This window comes from Pilosibacter sp. YYHA0881 (assembly GCF_051602715.1).
Classification (GTDB): Bacteria; Bacillota; Clostridia; order Lachnospirales; family Lachnospiraceae; genus Alitiscatomonas; species Alitiscatomonas aceti.
The window spans coordinates 3,013,040-3,030,304 of sequence record NZ_CP175657.1; the positions used below are offsets into that span (position 1 = coordinate 3,013,040).

The 17,265-nt window shown below is 51.8% G+C and carries 9 protein-coding genes; 5 read left to right on the plus strand and 4 right to left on the minus strand.

The genetic code is table 11. The features are described 5' to 3' along the window. Positions 1-8: 8 nt before the first annotated feature. Both ACI6NM_RS14225 and ACI6NM_RS14230 read right to left on the minus strand, forming a co-directional pair. The gene (locus tag ACI6NM_RS14225) at positions 9-704 is read right to left on the minus strand and encodes an AroM family protein (protein WP_262427006.1); all 696 of its coding nucleotides are present in this window, start codon (positions 702-704) and stop codon (positions 9-11) included. After that, positions 701-1,648 carry a DUF1177 domain-containing protein gene (locus tag ACI6NM_RS14230; RefSeq protein WP_215653504.1) on the minus strand — a complete coding sequence of 316 codons (948 nt, stop codon included), beginning with the start codon at positions 1,646-1,648 and terminating at the stop codon, positions 701-703. The genes ACI6NM_RS14225 and ACI6NM_RS14230 overlap by 4 nt, the downstream gene beginning before the upstream one ends. A 432-nt stretch (positions 1,649-2,080) precedes the next feature. On the opposite strand from ACI6NM_RS14230, the gene ACI6NM_RS14235 reads away from it, so the two are divergent. Then, entirely contained in the window at positions 2,081-3,304 is a 1,224-nt protein-coding gene (locus ACI6NM_RS14235; protein ID WP_262427024.1) for a M20 family metallopeptidase, read from the plus strand. 17 nt (positions 3,305-3,321) lie between these two features. Further along, positions 3,322-4,248: a LysR family transcriptional regulator gene (locus tag ACI6NM_RS14240; RefSeq protein WP_215653506.1), complete on the plus strand. Its 927-nt coding sequence runs from the start codon at positions 3,322-3,324 to the stop codon at positions 4,246-4,248. Positions 4,249-4,379: 131 nt separating this feature from the next. Here the strand turns inward: ACI6NM_RS14240 and ACI6NM_RS14245 are convergent, their stop codons facing one another. Both ACI6NM_RS14245 and ACI6NM_RS14250 read right to left on the minus strand, forming a co-directional pair. After that, positions 4,380-4,964 (minus strand): TIGR01440 family protein, encoded by a 585-nt coding sequence (locus tag ACI6NM_RS14245; RefSeq protein WP_262427007.1) that lies wholly within the window; start codon positions 4,962-4,964, stop codon positions 4,380-4,382. A gap of 32 nt (positions 4,965-4,996) precedes the next feature. Continuing rightward, on the minus strand, positions 4,997-6,454 hold the full coding sequence (locus ACI6NM_RS14250; RefSeq protein WP_022272469.1) for a nicotinate phosphoribosyltransferase: 1,458 nt from the start codon (positions 6,452-6,454) through the stop codon (positions 4,997-4,999). Positions 6,455-6,806: 352 nt separating this feature from the next. Here ACI6NM_RS14250 and ACI6NM_RS14255 point away from each other — a divergent pair, with 352 nt between their 5' ends. The 3 genes from ACI6NM_RS14255 to ACI6NM_RS14265 all read left to right on the plus strand — a co-directional run bounded on the left by ACI6NM_RS14255 (position 6,807) and on the right by ACI6NM_RS14265 (position 17,213). Continuing rightward, on the plus strand, positions 6,807-11,057 hold the full coding sequence (locus ACI6NM_RS14255; protein ID WP_262427008.1) for a right-handed parallel beta-helix repeat-containing protein: 4,251 nt from the start codon (positions 6,807-6,809) through the stop codon (positions 11,055-11,057). A gap of 479 nt (positions 11,058-11,536) precedes the next feature. Beyond that, on the plus strand, positions 11,537-14,737 hold the full coding sequence (gene ileS / locus ACI6NM_RS14260) for an isoleucine--tRNA ligase (RefSeq protein WP_262427009.1): 3,201 nt from the start codon (positions 11,537-11,539) through the stop codon (positions 14,735-14,737). A 22-nt stretch (positions 14,738-14,759) separates the two neighbouring features. Further along, positions 14,760-17,213, plus strand: coding sequence for a glycogen/starch/alpha-glucan phosphorylase (locus tag ACI6NM_RS14265; RefSeq protein ID WP_262427025.1), 2,454 nt, complete (start codon positions 14,760-14,762; stop codon positions 17,211-17,213). Positions 17,214-17,265: the final 52 nt, after the last annotated feature.

Sequence of the window (17,265 nt, forward strand, 5' to 3'; positions counted from 1 at the left end):
TCCTCCTTTTATTTTGAAATTTCTAACAGATCTGCAGCTTTGGAAAAGAGAACCTCCCTGGGCAGCAGGATTTTTTTGGTACACTGTTTTTCAAGTTCTTTTTTCATCTGCATGGAAAAGCCAAGGCAGTCCATGATTACTAATCCGGTATCGCTGGATCGGGATATGGTTTTTATGGCTTCAGAAAAATCTGGCGGTACGGCGTAGGGAGATACAGGCAGGGAGGTAAAAGTAAATTCCGGAAGCCAGGACCTCCATCGCCGCTCACTCTGGTCAGCTTGTGCCGGAGATGGAGTGAGGGTGATAATGTGTCGTGAGGAACAGGCTAAGGGAACGGTCTGTCTTAGAAGAGCACCAGGTTCCAGAAGCGGAATCGAGGAACAAAAACTTCCCAATTCTCCAGTACAGAACATAAGGATCAGTTCTGCTCCAAGGTACTCCAGATGCGAAATGCATTTCTGGAGATTCAGAAGAATATGGCTTCTGGCCACATGGACTTCTGCACCGTCCCGCATCCGGCTGGTCAGAAGATAGTCGCCCTCTGGCCGGGAAAGGGACTGGACCTCTTCTAAAGAATAGGAATCCAAAGCGCCGGATTCAAGAATTTCGACCTGCCCGTGAAAGAATGTATCTGCATCTGCTGTAATATCGGTGCGCGGAGACTGCCCCACAGTGACCGCACCGATTTTTCTCTTTTTCATCATTGTTCATGCCCCATGGTCTGAAGATGCCGGAGTGAACCGTACCGGTGAATGAGACGTTCATATTCTTCTTTGTCATAAAACTGTATTTTCCCGGCACCAAAGCCTTTGGCAGTTTCCAGCATGAACCGGGCGGCCGCTTCCACGTCCTCGAAATGGGTGGCTCCCGTAGCGCAGCCAGCTACCACAGACTGGGTCGTGATCGCGACTCCGATCATCGGTGCCGTTGTCATAGTACCGGGCTGCATGATTCCATTCAGATGATCGATCCCGTTTCCGTAAGGAGTAATGTCCTGGTTTGTTACAGCAAAAACCTTTGGAAGTTCCCCAGTGGTATTCTGGAAAACCTGAAGCAGATCCTTGCTGACTTTTAGGATCCAGCCTTCCTTGACTGTGGGAGAGATGGCAAAACCACGGCAGTTGATAATGGAATTTCCCTTTGTGGTATCACAGGAAATCAGGGCATCCAGATGCTCGGCGCGAGCAAAAGCCTCTTCCTTGACACGCTCACGGAATGGCTCGGAATCCATGAGAGGAACAGGATCGTGAGGCCTGGTGGGAGCTGCAGGACAGATATGGGTAGCCAGATAAACATCGCCTTCCAGGAAGTCGCCTTTATTCTGCATATCCAGAAGCTTTGCTGCCACGGAAAGAGCAGCCAGGGCACCATCGCCGTCGGATACATAGCCCACAGCATCTGGACGAGCTCCGATCCCTCCAAGCCAGCCCATAAGGCCAATGGTGGGGGCGGTGCCGTTCTGGCTGCGTCCATTCTTTCCTTTTACCAGAATTCGTATGATATCGGTGCTTCCTTTTGGAGTAACGATAGGGACTACTTCCACATTGGCATCTGAGCGGATCCTCAGAAGATGTGTTTTGATGGAATTTCCATCTGCATGTGCACTATCCAGTAAATTATAGATGTCTAAGATTTCTTTTAAAAGCAATGGTAACTCCTCCTTTGTGTGTTTTGCTGTACTTTAAACGATATTATAGAATATAAACGTGAAATTGCCCAATATAAAAAACATATTACTTTCCATATATATTTTTTCCTGTTTTAAGGGAATAAGCGCAGATATGGTGATTTTTCGTAAGGATTTCTTGATTTTGGCAGGATTTTATATATGGGAAGTCATATTTTTGCTGAGAAAACAATCAGAAATATATGTCGAAAAAAATTATTATTATATACGAAATAGTTACTATTGAGGAAAAAATAGAATGTAAATATACATTATAAACAAAAAGTAGGAAATGGATTCTGTAAAAATTCCATCTAGGAAAAGTACAGTATCCCGTTGTAAGATAGAAGCATATAAAATTTCTACAGAAAGAGGGTTTCATCTATGCAAAAGCACCAATACCTCGTATCGTTAATGGAAGATCGAAAAGAAGAGCTGTTAAAGCTGTGCAGTGACCTGATAAAAATCCCCAGCGTCAATCCGCCGGGAGAGATGGAAGCGATCACTTCATTTATATGCAGATATTTAGAGGAACATCATATTTCATACGAGGTACTGTATCCGACTCCGACAACCCCCAACATAGTGGCAACATTGGGCAGGAAGGGAGGCCGTCGGCTAATCCTCAATGGTCATTCAGACGTGGTGCCGCCGGGAAACCTGGAAAAATGGGAGTTTGATCCATTTTCCGGGGAAATCCGCGATGGAAAAATTTTTGGACGCGGAGCTTCGGATATGAAATGTGGTTTAGCAGGGCTGCTGTTCTCTATGGGAGTCCTGTCAGATGAACAGGTGGAACTGGACGGAGAGGTAATGCTGGCGATTGTTCCAGATGAGGAAGTAAGTGGTTCCTGGGGAACGAAATGGCTGGTTGAAAGCGGCATGGTTACAGGGGATGCCTGTATAATTGCTGAGCCCTCTGGGTATTTTAACTGCGAAATTGGTCAGAAGGGGTGCTGCTGGCTGAAGCTTACTGCAAGTGGGGTTCCGGCACATGGAAGTCTGGCGCCCTTTGTAGGAGAGAATGCCATTGAAAAACTCATGCGGGTACTGGGGCGTATCACAGACCTTAGAAATATTCCTGCCCGTTATGACGATGATACAGCGGCAGTGATGGAGGATTCAAAACAAAATGCCAGACGGAGGCTTACAGCAAAGGGGGCAGCCCACGTTCTGAATCACTGCAGTGTAAACATTGGGAAGATAAATGGAGGTACAAAGATCAATATGGTACCAGACCACGCAGAGGCGGAGGTTGATATACGGGTTCCCATTGGAATTTCCACAAAAACTGTAGAGGAGGAAATCTGCAGGATCATTCAGGAATCTGGAGCGCAGGATGTGGAATACTCCTTTTCATGGCGTTCAGAGCCCAACAGCACACCGAGGACAGCGGGTATTGTAGAATGCCTGGCAGAGAACGTCCAGGAGATTTGGAAAGAGCCTTTGACACGTACATACCAATGGGCCAGCAGCGATGCCAGATTTTTCCGGTATGCGGGTATCCCGACGCTGCAGTATGGACCTTCAACTCCTTCCGGGATCCATTCCTATAATGAAACGGCGGAAGTGACAGATGTGGTCAATATTGCAAAGGTATATTTATGTACCATCGTGGATTTTCTTAACAAAAAATAGACGGGAGGAGCTGTTTCATGCGCATTGAACAGATAGGGCAGATCCTGGAGATCGTAGAGTGTGGATCTATTGGAAAGGCAGCCCAGAAGCTTTATATGCAGCAGCCTAATCTGAGCATGGCAGTGAAAGCAGTGGAAGAGGAATTTCATCAGCCGATTTTTTACCGTACCCCAAACGGGGTCTGTCTGACTCCGTTTGGGAAAGATTTTCTTGCATTTGCAGAGCCATACTATAAGCAGTATCAGGTTTTAAAGGAACTGGGAGAAAACAGCGCCAGCGCTCCGATTGAAGAGTTTCATGTATGCAGCCATCATATGACGATCGCGCGCTGGGCATTTTCAGAATTATGCAGAAACTATTCGGGTCAGACGGTTCATCTTCATATGAATAATATTTCCTTTGAAAATATTCCAAGAAGTGTAGCCTCGCATGAGTATGATATTGGGATCTTAGGTCTGGTAAAGGATCAGAGCCGGATCTGGCATAAAACGTTTACGTCTCTGGGATTGGAATTTGTGCCCCTCGGAACCTCTCCGTTCAGCATTATTGTGGGAGCAAATCATCCGTTTGTCAAAGACCGGATCCGGTCAGTGACGCTTCATATGTGCAAAGCATATCCGTTTGTGCTGTATCGTCCGATGGAGGTTTATCTGCGTGCTCTGGAATCCTACCAGAGGCTGATCAGCTGCCATACCTTGATCGATGTACCGGATTATGTTCTGGCACAGGATATTTTACGTCAGGGAAAAGCATTTTCAGTGGGTCCCCTGAAATATCTTTATAATGCCCGGTACCAGCCGTCAGAAACGGGGCTGGTGGAGCTTCCGTTTGAGGACCGCAGTGCAGAGCTCTGTTTTGGGTATGTGAAACGAAAGGATAAAACTTTTTCTGAGATCGGAGAGGAATATGTGGCGCTCCTGACGGCGATGTTTGCGAATCCGTAAGGAGGGAGATTGGTGGTCGTTATAGAGAAATACGCAGAAATAAAGCTGCCCATCCTGTCTGCAGACAGAATGGGCAGTTTCCATTAAAACACTACAATCAGCATTATACATCCACTTTTTAAGCAGCTGTATTATTTCTGTGCCTGGTAAGCGGCCCGTTCGCCGCCGATGTATTTGAGCCGTGTCCTGGCGCAGACCACATGGGCGGAGCCGATGGATCTTACTTCGGTGCGCACCGGAACGGCCACAGGGCGCAGGTGCATGCCGATGAGGGTGTCGCCAATGTCAATGCCTGCGTGGGCCTGGATCCGCTCCACGGCGCAGGGAGAAGCGAAGCCATTCCAGGCGGCGGTGGAGAAGGAGCCGCCGGCCTTCAGCTGGGGCTTTACATTGACCATTTCCAGGCCGTATTTCAATGCGGCCTCTTCTTCGATGATAATGGCGCGGTTCAAGTGCTCGCAGCACTGGGCAGCCAGATAAAGGCCGTGCTTTCTCGTTACCTTATAGAGGGCGTTGAATACGGCTTCTCCCACCTCCTTGCTGGAATAGCAGCCAATGGTATGGGCCGCGATCTCGCTGGAGGAGCAGCCCACCACCAGGATCTGGCCCTCCTTCATTTTTGCAGCTGCGATCAGCTCTTCAGCCACGGAAGCGGCCTGTTCCTGGACCAGATCCAGATCCACATCCACAGATTTTGCAATATCAGTTGCACTCATAAAAACACCTCGGTTTCATTCAGTTTATCTTTTTACTCAAAGTGGTAAGCATCCAGGAGCCTGGTCTTCATATGCCACAGCTCGTTGGAAAGATCCACATGGACCTCATGGGGGTTTACCAGACGTTTTGTCTCATCCCACAGGGTATCCAGCTCTTTTTTGCAGTATTCTCGGATCTCCATGACCTTGGGAGAATGGTATACGCAGACCCCATCCTTGAATATGGGGACCATGATCTCCTTCATAGTGTAGGTTCCCGGAGCCAGCAGCGTCTTTTTCCAGGTTGCCACAGGATCGAACAGCAGAAGAGAGTTGTTTTCGTCGTAAGTCTCGCCCACCAGGCAGATCAGGTCGGCGATGATCTTATGACTGTCCCGGCTGTAGATCCTGTAAATAGTCTTATTGCCGGGATTGGTGATCTTTTCCTCATTTTCAGAGAGCTTGATCTTGGGGATGAACTTGCCGGTGGCCTTATCCTTGATGGCTGCCAGCTTGTACACACCGCCGAAGGACGGACAGTCCTTGGAAGTGATCAGGTTGGTGCCGACACCCCAGGAATTGATGGCGGCTCCCTGGTTCTTAAGGCTGGAGATCAGTCCTTCGTCCAGGTCGTTGGAGGCGGAGATCACCGCATCGGTGAAGCCCTCGGCATCCAGCATTTTTTTTGCCTCCTTGGAGAGGTAGGCCAGGTCGCCGGAGTCCATGCGGATCCCGTAGAAGGTCAAGGGGATCCCGGCTTCCCGCATTTCCTTAAATACCTGGATGGCATGGGGGATCCCGGATTTTAAGGTATCATACGTATCCACTAAGAGGATACAGGCTGACGGATAAAGCTTCGCATAGGTACGGAAAGCAGTGAGCTCATCGGGAAAGCTCATGATCCAGCTGTGGGCGTGGGTCCCCTTCACTGGTACGTCGAACATCTGGCCGCAGAGCACGTTGGAGGTGCCGATACAGCCGGCGATCATGGCCGCCCTGGCTCCGTAGATGCCTGCGTCCGGTCCCTGGGCCCTGCGGAGACCAAATTCCATGACTCCGTCGCCTCCGGCCGCATGGACGATGCGGGAGGTCTTGGTGGCGATGAGGCTCTGGTGGTTGATGATGTTTAAAAGGGCTGTTTCCACCAGCTGGGCCTGCATAATGGGGGCGATGACCTTTACCAGAGGCTCCCTGGGGAAGACCACGGTTCCTTCGGGAACGGCGTAGATATCGCCGGTAAATTTAAAATCAGCCAGATATTCCAGGAAATCCTCTTTAAAGATCCCAGTGGAGCGCAGATAATCGATGTCCTCGGGATCGAAATGGAGATCCTCGATGTATTCGATGACCTGCTCCAGCCCGGCGGCGATGGCAAAGCCGTTGCCGTCGGGATTGTCGCGGTAAAAAGCGTCAAAGATCACAGTTTCATTGGCGTCCTTGGCATAAAAATAACCCTGCATCATGGTCAGTTCATAGAGATCCGTCAGCAGCGTCAGGTTGCGTTTACTCATAATACCTTCTCCTTGTGTACTATCCCATATCGTTGCCGACATTATAGCAATAAAGGAAGGAAAACGCAAATTCTTTGTTAAACAAATAACAAAAACCTTGCTTCCAATAAAGCAGTTTATAGGAAGCAAGGACGCAGAAAATTCTTTCCATTCAGCTTAATTTTACCATTTAATTCTGACGTTTTCAACCATTTAAAGGGCAGAAACTGCAGATTTGCTGTTTCTTGACTGCAATCTGCCTGGAATGGATGTGTTTTTCTTCCAATAAACTGCTTTATTTGCAGAGGTTCCTTCCATTGGGAGCCCAGCTTCTGGAGAGAACTGGAAATTATTCAGAAAGAAGGTAGAGTGTGTGAGAAACAGGCAAACGATGAAACAGGCAGGAGCGCTTCTGCTCTCTCTGGCCATCATAGGCGGGACGGTGTTCCCGGCCGGTCAGATCCGGGCAGCAGCGGAGACAAAGCAGCCAGAAAACGGCATGAAAGCAGCCACCGTTTCCGATGCGGAGAAAATTCCTGGAACAACAGTCCCGGGGCTTTTATCCAGACGGCCGGAAACGATGGGGAAAAAACGGAGCAGCGGCGGAGAGGTCTATGTTTCCGCTTCCTCCAGCAATGCCCGGTGGGATTCGGGAGCAGGGACTGAGGAGGATCCATATATTTCTCTGGCTTATGCAGTGGACCAGGCAGAGGATGGGGATACTATCTGTCTGATGTCAGATCTTACTGAGACGAAAAGCGCCAGGTTCTGGGATAAGGATCTGACCATTGACGGACAGGGCCATACGGTTTTCCGGGGAGATGGCTTTGAAAAGGCGCAGGACCTGGCCAGAGGCGGTTATCATCCAGCTATGATCGAGGTGGGAGGAACAAGGCCGGGCGAGGCGCAGACCGCGTCCCTGACACTGACGGATATCGTTCTGGACGATGGCGGAAAGACCGAGGGTGTGAACTTTAAACAGGCCTCCACGGATGGAAAGGGAGGAAATGAAAGTCTGGTACAGGACGCCATTGTGGCGACCTATAACGGAACGGCAGAGATCATACTGGCTTCCGGGGCCACCCTTCGGAATTTTGGAGGAATGTCAGCGGTCCGGCTTTCCGGCGGTGACCTGGTGATGGAGGATGGGAGCCAGATCTGTGATGATACGGACGGTGTTGCTGACAGGACGAAGGAGAAGGGGGATTACGGAGCCGCGGGAGCTGTATGGATCCAGGGCGGCAGCTTCCGGATGGAGGCCGGAGCGGAGATCAGCCATATGCGCGGCCGCGCCGTTTACCTGGACGGCGGCAGCGCGGAGATCGGCGGATCGATCTCTGATATACGGTCAGATAAGGACATGTGGCAGGGAGGAGCAGGCGCGGCTGTCCATGTACGGAATGAAGGAACAGCGGTCCTTTCCCAGAGCGGCAGCATTAAGGGGATCGCAGGAGAGAGTGCAGAGCATACGGTCATTGATACAGCCAGCGGAGATTTTGAGGCCGTATCGGGATCAGAGATCTCCGGCTGCCGGGACATTATGGTGGCCAGCGCCAATGACTATGAAAACGATTATGTCCATAAAATGCTGCTCAACGGCCTTATCTCCGATTGTACCACAAAGGACTCTCTGATGCGCAGCTGGTATGCGGAGATCACAGTGGGCCCCACCGGCCAGGTGACAGGCTGTACGGCAACGGGAGAGGGAGGACTCTTGTATACACACAATGGTTCCAGATACGTATTTGAAGGAAAGATCACTGGAAATACGGCCCTCAAGGGGATCGTCTATCTGGCCAACCAGGGCGGAGGAAGAGTATCTGCCCGGATGCTGGAGGGAGCAGAGATCAGCAATAACAAGGGCCTGGGCATTAAGGTGAACAATGGCGCCCTGCTGACTATGGAGGGAGGAAAAATCTCGGGCAATACGGGAGCCGGGATTGAGGTGAAAGGAAAAACCGAAAAAAAGGGAGCAGCCTTTATTATGAACGGTGGAGAGATCTCCGGAAACGGCAGTTATGGGATCTCGTATGCCAATGCAGGAGAATCTGTTGTGGAGCTCAACGGCGGAACGGTTTTTGGAAATGGGAGCAGAGCGCAGATCTCAGTAACAGGAGGAAGCTCCAACGACAAAAACGAGTTCATCCATATTAAACCAGGAACACTGGCGGGAAACCGGGAAATTTATCTTTCAGCCGGAACGATGACCCTGGATGAGGATTATCAGGAGGTATGGCTGGGAAAGGCAAAGCAAGACGCAGTCGATAAGATAAAGGAGCTGCTGGCAGTATGCCAGCCCTCCTGGAAACTGGCGGGGACAACGAGTCTCTGGATCCGGCCATCTTCGGAAGATTATCATTTCCTGATATCCAGACCGTACAGCGCAGATACCTCCGGGCTGTATGCAGTCTATATTCCCTTGAACGCCGACGGGCTTCCCGCTGCAGATCTTACGGCAGAGGATATGAAGCTGATCCCGGTGGAGAACCAGAAGACCCTCGACGTCACCATGGAGGGCGCAGAGGGGAACCGGTCCTATGCGCTGATGTTTGTCAATAATGACCAGTACACATTGTATCCGGACCAATGTGGGATCTATTCTGGAAACGCCATGCCGGAACCAGAGGATTTCTCCATCGGAGGACTGAATAAGATCACATCCATCAGCGTGGATGGAAAAGAAACCGTCTATAAGACGTATGGAAACGAAAAGGAAAAGGCATGGAGCGATCTAAAGGCTCTGTTTACCGTTCATTATGTGAAAGCCGATGGGAGCCCGATGGATGGAGCGGAAACTCCGGGCGCTTACAGGGCCGTGTTCCAGTATGCGGATCCGGATCTGGATGGAAAGGTACGGATCAATAAAAATGAGGTGAAGCTGAAGGATGGCGTTCTTGTGATCCGCTACACCAGCAGTCCGGCAGAAGAGCTGTCCAGTCCGCTCCTTTCCGGAGAACCGGCGGAGCTGCCGGATCAGGCGGTGGCTGTGGAGCAGAAGAAGAATGGCACCCGTGATGCGGCCTATTATCTCAACGGCGACCAGGACCGGGAGCTTTCAGATACGTCCGGGATCGTGCTTCTTGAGGACCGCCCCTATGTGACAGGCGCCCCCGACGGGGAGGAGCAGCTGGAGGAACGGATCGAAGAGCATCTGGGGACTGTATCAGGAATGGAATATCATTTTGAATTCCGCTATCTGGATCTGGTGGATCAGAACAGCGCCAATGCGTGGGTGACCTCCAATACGGAAAAGCTGGTCTATCTGCCATACCCGGAGGGAACAGACAAAAATACAGAATTTACTCTGCTCCGGTTTCCGGAGCTGAACCGGGAATACGGAATGAATGGACACCCGGGACTAAGGACATCCATTGCCACCACTGGGATGGAAACGATCCCGGATCTGGAGAATACCGATCAGGGGATCCAGTTTCCTGCGTCGGAGTTTGGATTGTTTGCCGTAGTATGGGGGGTTCCGCAGAATACCGTGACCATCCGGTACCTGGATGAATCCACTGGAAGACCGATCGCCGGAGATTCGGTACGAAGCTTTGCTTCTGGTACAGAGTACGATGTGACCCAGGATGCGGGGATGGAGATCTCTGGATATACCTTGAGCAGGATCGACGGCAGTGTGACGGGAACGATCACAGAGGATCTGGTCATATGCGTTTATTACACAAAGGACCAGGAGCCGGCGGCCCCCTCGGACCCTGCTGAGCCGACGGATCCCACCGACCCCACAGATCCGGCCGATCCCACTGACCCTTCCGGATCTGAGACTCCCGAGCATCCGGAAAAGGAAACTGCCCAGGTGGTCTTCCGTGTGGTGAATGGCACGTTTACTGAGAACGGGGGCACCGAGATACTGAAAACGTATGAGGTGGGCAGCATCATCGATTCTGTACCCGCAGTCAGAGCCGACAGAGGATACAGAAGCCGGCGGTGGGACAGAGATCCCATCGGAAGAACGGTGGAGCCGGGAGGCATGACCTTTGTGCTGACCTTTTACGCAGAGTCTGTGAGCGGGGATGACGACGATGAGGAGGATACGGGCCGCAGCCGGCAAAGGGCAGTCAGCGATACCGGAAAGACGGGACGCTGGATCCTGGAGGGCCGTGAATTTACAGAAAATAATGGAAGGCTGCCGTCCAATGAATATCTGAAGATCGGAGGAAGTATTTACGGTTTTTATACCCATGGGATCGCCATTGGCTTTGACCATACAGAGCGTTACACAGAGGAAGCCATTGCTGCCGGAGGCGGATACAGGGATGCGGAGGGAACCTGGCGTCTGAACGGCTGGTGGTTCTGCTATGACGACGGTACATATCCCCATGGAGAGTGGGAATACCTGGCATACAATGGACGCGGAGACTGGTATTACTTTGACGAGGACGGCTGGATGGAGGATGGATGGCTGTTCTGGAATAACAGCTGGTATTACCTGCACACCGGCTACGATGGTTTCCGGGGCCACATGTATACGGGATGGCATGAGATCGGCGGCAGCTGGTATTACTTCCGCACAGGGACAGACGGAGGCCCGGCAGGAGCCATGCTGGAGTCGGCGGTGACTCCCGATGGCTTCCAGGTCGGAGCTGACGGTGCGTGGATCCAGTAAAAAGCTGATTGATTTGCCCATCGAAGTCTTGACATTTTTTTGCGAGATCCGTATAATAAAAGGGCGTAACGCATAAGAAAAGGCGATGACGGAGACAGTAGATCTGCGGGAAGGCCAAAGCGAGCCGGGGATGATGGAAGCCTGGCGCCGGATGCAGATGGAAGATCACTCCCAAGCTGGCGTCTGAACGTCCGGGAAGTCCCTGGGCCAGTAAGTCAGCCCGGTTTTCCACCGTTAAGGGGAACTCATATGTCAGTATGCAGTAATAGGTGGTGCAACGAGTATATTTCGTCCTGTTCGCAAGAACAGGACGATTTTTTATATCATAGGAACGGATATCCTGTGACATAAAAATGCTCCACGGGATCTTTTTATCAATCAGACCGCATCCCGCGCGGGAGCCGCAGACACAAACTGCATAACCGAAACGCGCAGGGAAGAGAAAGCTGCGCATACAACAAGATTGGAGGAAATGTGTCATGTACCAGAAGGTGTCAACAGATCTGAACTTTGTGGACAGAGAAAAGCAGGTGGAGAAATTCTGGAAGGACCAGAAGATCTTTGAAAAGAGCATCGACAGCCGCCGTAAGGGACAGCCCTACGTGTTCTACGACGGACCGCCGACAGCCAACGGAAAGCCCCATATCGGCCACGTCCTGACCCGGGTGATCAAGGATATGATCCCCAGATACCGCACCATGAAGGGGTATATGGTTCCTCGTAAGGCCGGCTGGGATACCCACGGACTTCCGGTGGAGCTGGAAGTGGAGAAGATGTTAGGCTTAGACGGCAAGGAGCAGATCGAGGAGTATGGCCTGGAGCCGTTCATTGAGCATTGTAAAGAGAGTGTCTGGAAGTATAAGGGCATGTGGGAGGATTTCTCCAGCACCGTCGGCTTCTGGGCGGATATGGATAACCCCTATGTAACGTACCATGACGATTATATCGAATCCGAGTGGTGGGCATTAAAGGAGATCTGGAACAAGGGCCTTCTTTATAAGGGCTTTAAGATCGTTCCCTACTGCCCGCGCTGCGGTACCCCCCTTTCCAGCCATGAGGTGGCCCAGGGATATAAGGACGTAAAGGAGCGCTCGGCGGTGGTTCGGTTTAAGGCCAAGGGAGAGGACGCATACATCCTGGCATGGACCACGACTCCCTGGACTCTTCCCAGCAACGTGGCTCTCTGCGTAAATCCGAAGGAAACGTATGTGAAGGTCAAGGCTGCCGACGGCTTTACCTATTATATGGCAGAGGCTCTGCTGGACACGGTTCTTGGAAAGCTGGCGGACAAGGAGAATGGGACTCCGGCCTACGAGATCCTGGAGACCTATGTGGGAACGGATCTGGAGGGCAAGGAATACGAACCCTTATACCAGTGCGCCGCCGATGTGGCAGAAAAGCAGCATAAAAAGGGCCATTATGTGACCTGTGCAGATTATGTTACACTGACCGACGGTACCGGCGTGGTACACATCGCCCCGGCCTTCGGTGAGGACGACGCCCAGGTGGGAAGAAAATATGACCTGCCCTTCGTGCAGTTCGTGGATGCAAAGGGAGATATGACAGAGGAAACGCCCTTTGCAGGTCTTTTTGTGAAGAAGGCGGATCCGGAGGTATTAAAGGATCTGAGAGAGCGGGATCTTTTATTCGAGGCTCCCGTATTTGAGCACAGCTATCCCCATTGCTGGCGCTGCGATACTCCGCTGATCTACTATGCCCGTGAATCCTGGTTCATCAAGATGACCGCCGTGAAGGAGGATCTGATCCGCAATAACAACATGATCCACTGGATCCCGGAATCCATCGGAAAAGGCCGGTTCGGCGACTGGCTGGAGAATATCCAGGACTGGGGCATCTCCAGAAACCGTTACTGGGGAACTCCGCTTCCCGTATGGCAGTGTGAGTGCGGCCATATGCACTGCATCGGCAGCCGGGAAGAGCTTAAGAAAATGAGCCCCAACTATATGGATGTGGTAAAGAAATACAGTAAGGAAATGAACGGCGACCAGGGAGAGGTGGAGCTCCACCGTCCATTCATCGACGACGTGGTCATCACCTGCCCCCAGTGCGGAAAAGAGATGCACCGGGTGCCGGAGGTCATCGACTGCTGGTTCGACTCCGGAGCCATGCCCTTTGCCCAGCACCATTATCCCTTTGAGAATCAGGAGCTGTTCCATGAGCAGTTCCCGGCCCAGTTCATCTCTGAGGCCGTGGACCAGACCAGAGGATGGTTCTATTCCTTACACGCCGAGTCTACCCTGCTGTTCAATAAGCCCTGCTTTGAGAACGTGATCGTTCTGGGCCATGTACAGGATGAGAACGGCCAGAAGATGAGTAAGAGCAAGGGCAACGCCGTGGATCCCTTCGATGCCCTGGAAAAATACGGCGCCGACGCCATCCGCTGGTACTTCTATATCAACAGCGCTCCGTGGCTGCCCAACCGGTTCCATGGAAAGGCTGTAATGGAAGGCCAGAGAAAGTTCATGGGAACCCTGTGGAATACTTACGCATTTTTCGTGCTTTATGCGAATATTGATAATTTTGACGCAACAAAGTATGCCCTGGATTATGAGAAACTGCCGGTGATGGATAAGTGGCTCCTGTCCAAGTTAAACTCCACAGTGAAGGAGGTAGACGACGATCTGGCCAACTACCGGATCCCCGAGGCTGCAAGAGCCCTCCAGGATTTCGTGGACGACATGAGCAACTGGTACGTAAGAAGAAGCCGTGAGCGTTTCTGGGCAAAGGGAATGGAGCAGGATAAGATCAATGCCTACATGACCCTTTACACCGCGCTGGTGACCATTTCCAAGACAGCGGCTCCCATGGTTCCGTTCATGACCGAGGAGATCTACCAGAACCTGGTACGCTCCATCGACGAAACGGCTCCCGAGAGCATCCATCTCTGCGATTTCCCGCAGGTGGAGGAAGGCTTCATCGATAAGGAGCTGGAGGCCAAGATGGACGAGGTATTAAAGGTGGTCGTTATGGGCCGTGCAGCCAGGAATACGGCTAATATCAAGAACCGCCAGCCCATCGCAAAGATGTTCGTGAAGGCAGAGGCTCTTCCGGAATACTACCAGGAGATCATCGAGGACGAATTAAATGTGAAGGCTGTGGAATTTACCGACGACGTCCGCGCCTTTACCTCCTATACCTTCAAGCCCCAGTTAAAGACCGTGGGCCCCAAATACGGAAAGCAGCTGGGAAATATCAGAAAGGCCTTAACGGAGCTGGACGGCAACGCCGCCATGGACACCTTAAACGAAAAGGGAGCCCTGACCTTTAACTTTGACGGGGCTGAGGTGGTACTCACCAGAGAGGACCTTCTGATCGATATGGCACAGACGGAGGGCTATGTATCTGAGGGAGACAACACAGTGACTGTGGTCCTGGATACCAACCTGACTCCGGAGCTTGTGGAGGAAGGCTTCTACCGGGAGCTGGTCAGCAAGATCCAGACCATGAGAAAAGAAGCCGGCTTCGAGGTCATGGACCATATCTATGTGTACGCAGACAACAATGATACCATCACCGGCATCATCAAGAAATATGCGGATCAGTTAAAGGGCGAGGTACTGGCAGACAGCATCACCCTGGGCCAGATGGCCGGCCACGCCAAGGAGTGGAATATCAACGGCGAGACTGTCATGCTGGGAGTTGCAAAGGTAACAAGATAATCAGAAACAGGAGGGTATGAACGTGGACCACACCATTAATAAGACGGAATTTAAAAAGGCTGTGATTTACAATCTGAAGATCTCATACCGGAGGACCATTGAGGACGCCACCGCCGCGCAGATGTACCAGGCGGTGGCTCTGGCGGTGAAGGATATGATCATCGACCGCTGGATCGCGACCCACAAGGAGTATGAGAAGCAGGATGCCAAGGTCGTATACTATATGTCCATGGAATTCCTGACCGGGCGCTTCCTGGGCAACAACATCATCAGCCTCTGCGAGCAGGAGGAGATCCGGGAGGCCCTGTCTGAAATGGGATTTGACTTAAATACCATTGAAAACCAGGAGCGGGATCCGGCTCTGGGAAACGGCGGTCTGGGACGTCTGGCCGCCTGCTTCCTGGACTCCCTGGCTACCCTGGGCTATCCGGCCTATGGCTGCGGGATCCGTTACCGCTACGGTATGTTTAAGCAGAAGATCGAGGACGGCTACCAGATCGAGGTGCCGGACGAATGGTTAAAGGACGGCTATCCCTTTGAGATCCGCCGCCCCGAATACGCCACAGAGGTAAAATTCGGCGGCTATGTGGATACCGAGTGGGACGGCCACAGGAATCATTTTGTCCAGAAGGGCTACCAGTCGGTTCTGGCAGTCCCCTACGACATCCCCATCGTGGGCTACGGCAACAACGTGGTCAATTCCCTGCGGATCTGGGACGCCCAGCCAGTGAATACCTTTAATCTGAAGGAATTCGATAAGGGCGATTACCAGAAGGCAGTGGAGCAGGAAAACCTGGCAAAGACCATCGTGGAGGTGCTGTATCCCAACGATAACCATTACGCAGGCAAGGAGCTGCGCTTAAGGCAGCAGTATTTCTTCATTTCTGCCAGCGTCCAGAGAGCCGTTAAGAAATATCTGGAGAACCACGACGACATCCATAAGTTTTATGAAAAAGCCGTGTTCCAGATGAACGACACCCACCCCACGGTGGCGGTGGCAGAGCTCATGAGGATCCTTTTAGACGAGCAGAACCTGGAATGGGATGAGGCCTGGGAGATCACCACAAAGACCTGCGCCTACACCAACCATACCATCATGTCCGAGGCCCTGGAAAAATGGCCCATCGAGCTGTTCTCCCGCCTGCTTCCGCGTATCTACCAGATCGTGGAGGAGATCAACCGCCGGTTTGTGGAGCAGATCAAGCAGGCATACCCGGGCGACAATGAAAAGATCCGCAAAATGGCAATCATCTACGACGGACAGGTGCGTATGGCACATCTTGCCATTGTGGGAAGCTTTTCTGTCAACGGCGTGGCAAGGCTCCATACAGAGATCTTAAAGAACGAGGAATTAAAGGACTTCTACCAGATGATGCCCACAAAGTTCAACAATAAGACCAACGGCATCACCCAGAGACGGTTCCTGCTCCATGGAAACCCGCTTTTGGCCAGCTGGGTCACCGATAAGATTGGAAACGAGTGGATCACAGACCTGTCCAATATTAAAAAGCTGGCCATTTATGCGGACGATGAGAAGTGCCAGAGAGAGTTCATGAACATCAAGTATCAGAACAAGATCCGCCTGGCAAAATATATCAAGGAGCATAACGGCATTGACGTGGATCCCAGGTCCATCTTCGATGTGCAGGTAAAGCGTCTCCATGAATATAAGAGACAGCTGATGAACATCCTGCATGTGATGTATCTGTATAACCAGTTAAAGGATAATCCAAATATGGATATCGTGCCCAGGACCTTTATTTTTGGGGCAAAGGCTGCGGCCGGTTATACCCGGGCGAAGCTGACCATCAAGCTGATCAACGCCGTGGCCGATGTGATCAACAACGACCGTTCCATCAACGGCAAGATCAAGGTGGTATTCATTGAGGATTACTGTGTATCCAACGCAGAAATGATCTTTGCGGCAGCTGATGTCAGCGAGCAGATCTCCACCGCCAGCAAGGAGGCCTCCGGTACTGGAAACATGAAGTTCATGTTAAACGGAGCCCTTACCATCGGCACCATGGACGGAGCCAATGTGGAGATGGCCGAGGAGGTGGGAGCTGAGAACATGTTCATCTTCGGCGCTTCCTCCGACGAGATCATTAATTGGGAGAACCACGGCGGCTACAACCCCATGGAGATCTTCAACAGCGACCAGGAGATCCGCCGGGTGCTGATGCAGCTCATCAACGGCAGCTACAGCCCGCAGAATCCGGAGCTGTTCCGGGATATCTACAATTCCCTGTTAAATACCCAGTCCAGCGACCGGGCGGATACGTACTTTATCTTAAAGGACTTCCGTTCCTATGCGGAGGCAGAGGACCGGATCGACAAGGCGTACCGGGATGAGAAATGGTGGGCCCGGACGGCCATCTTAAACACCGCCTCCAGCGGCAAGTTCTCCTCAGACCGTACCATTGAGGAGTACGTAAGGGATATCTGGCATCTGGATAAGATCAAGGTAGAACTGTAATACAAACCAGGGGAACGCGGCCCGTCCGGGGACGGAGCTGCTCCCCAGGTTC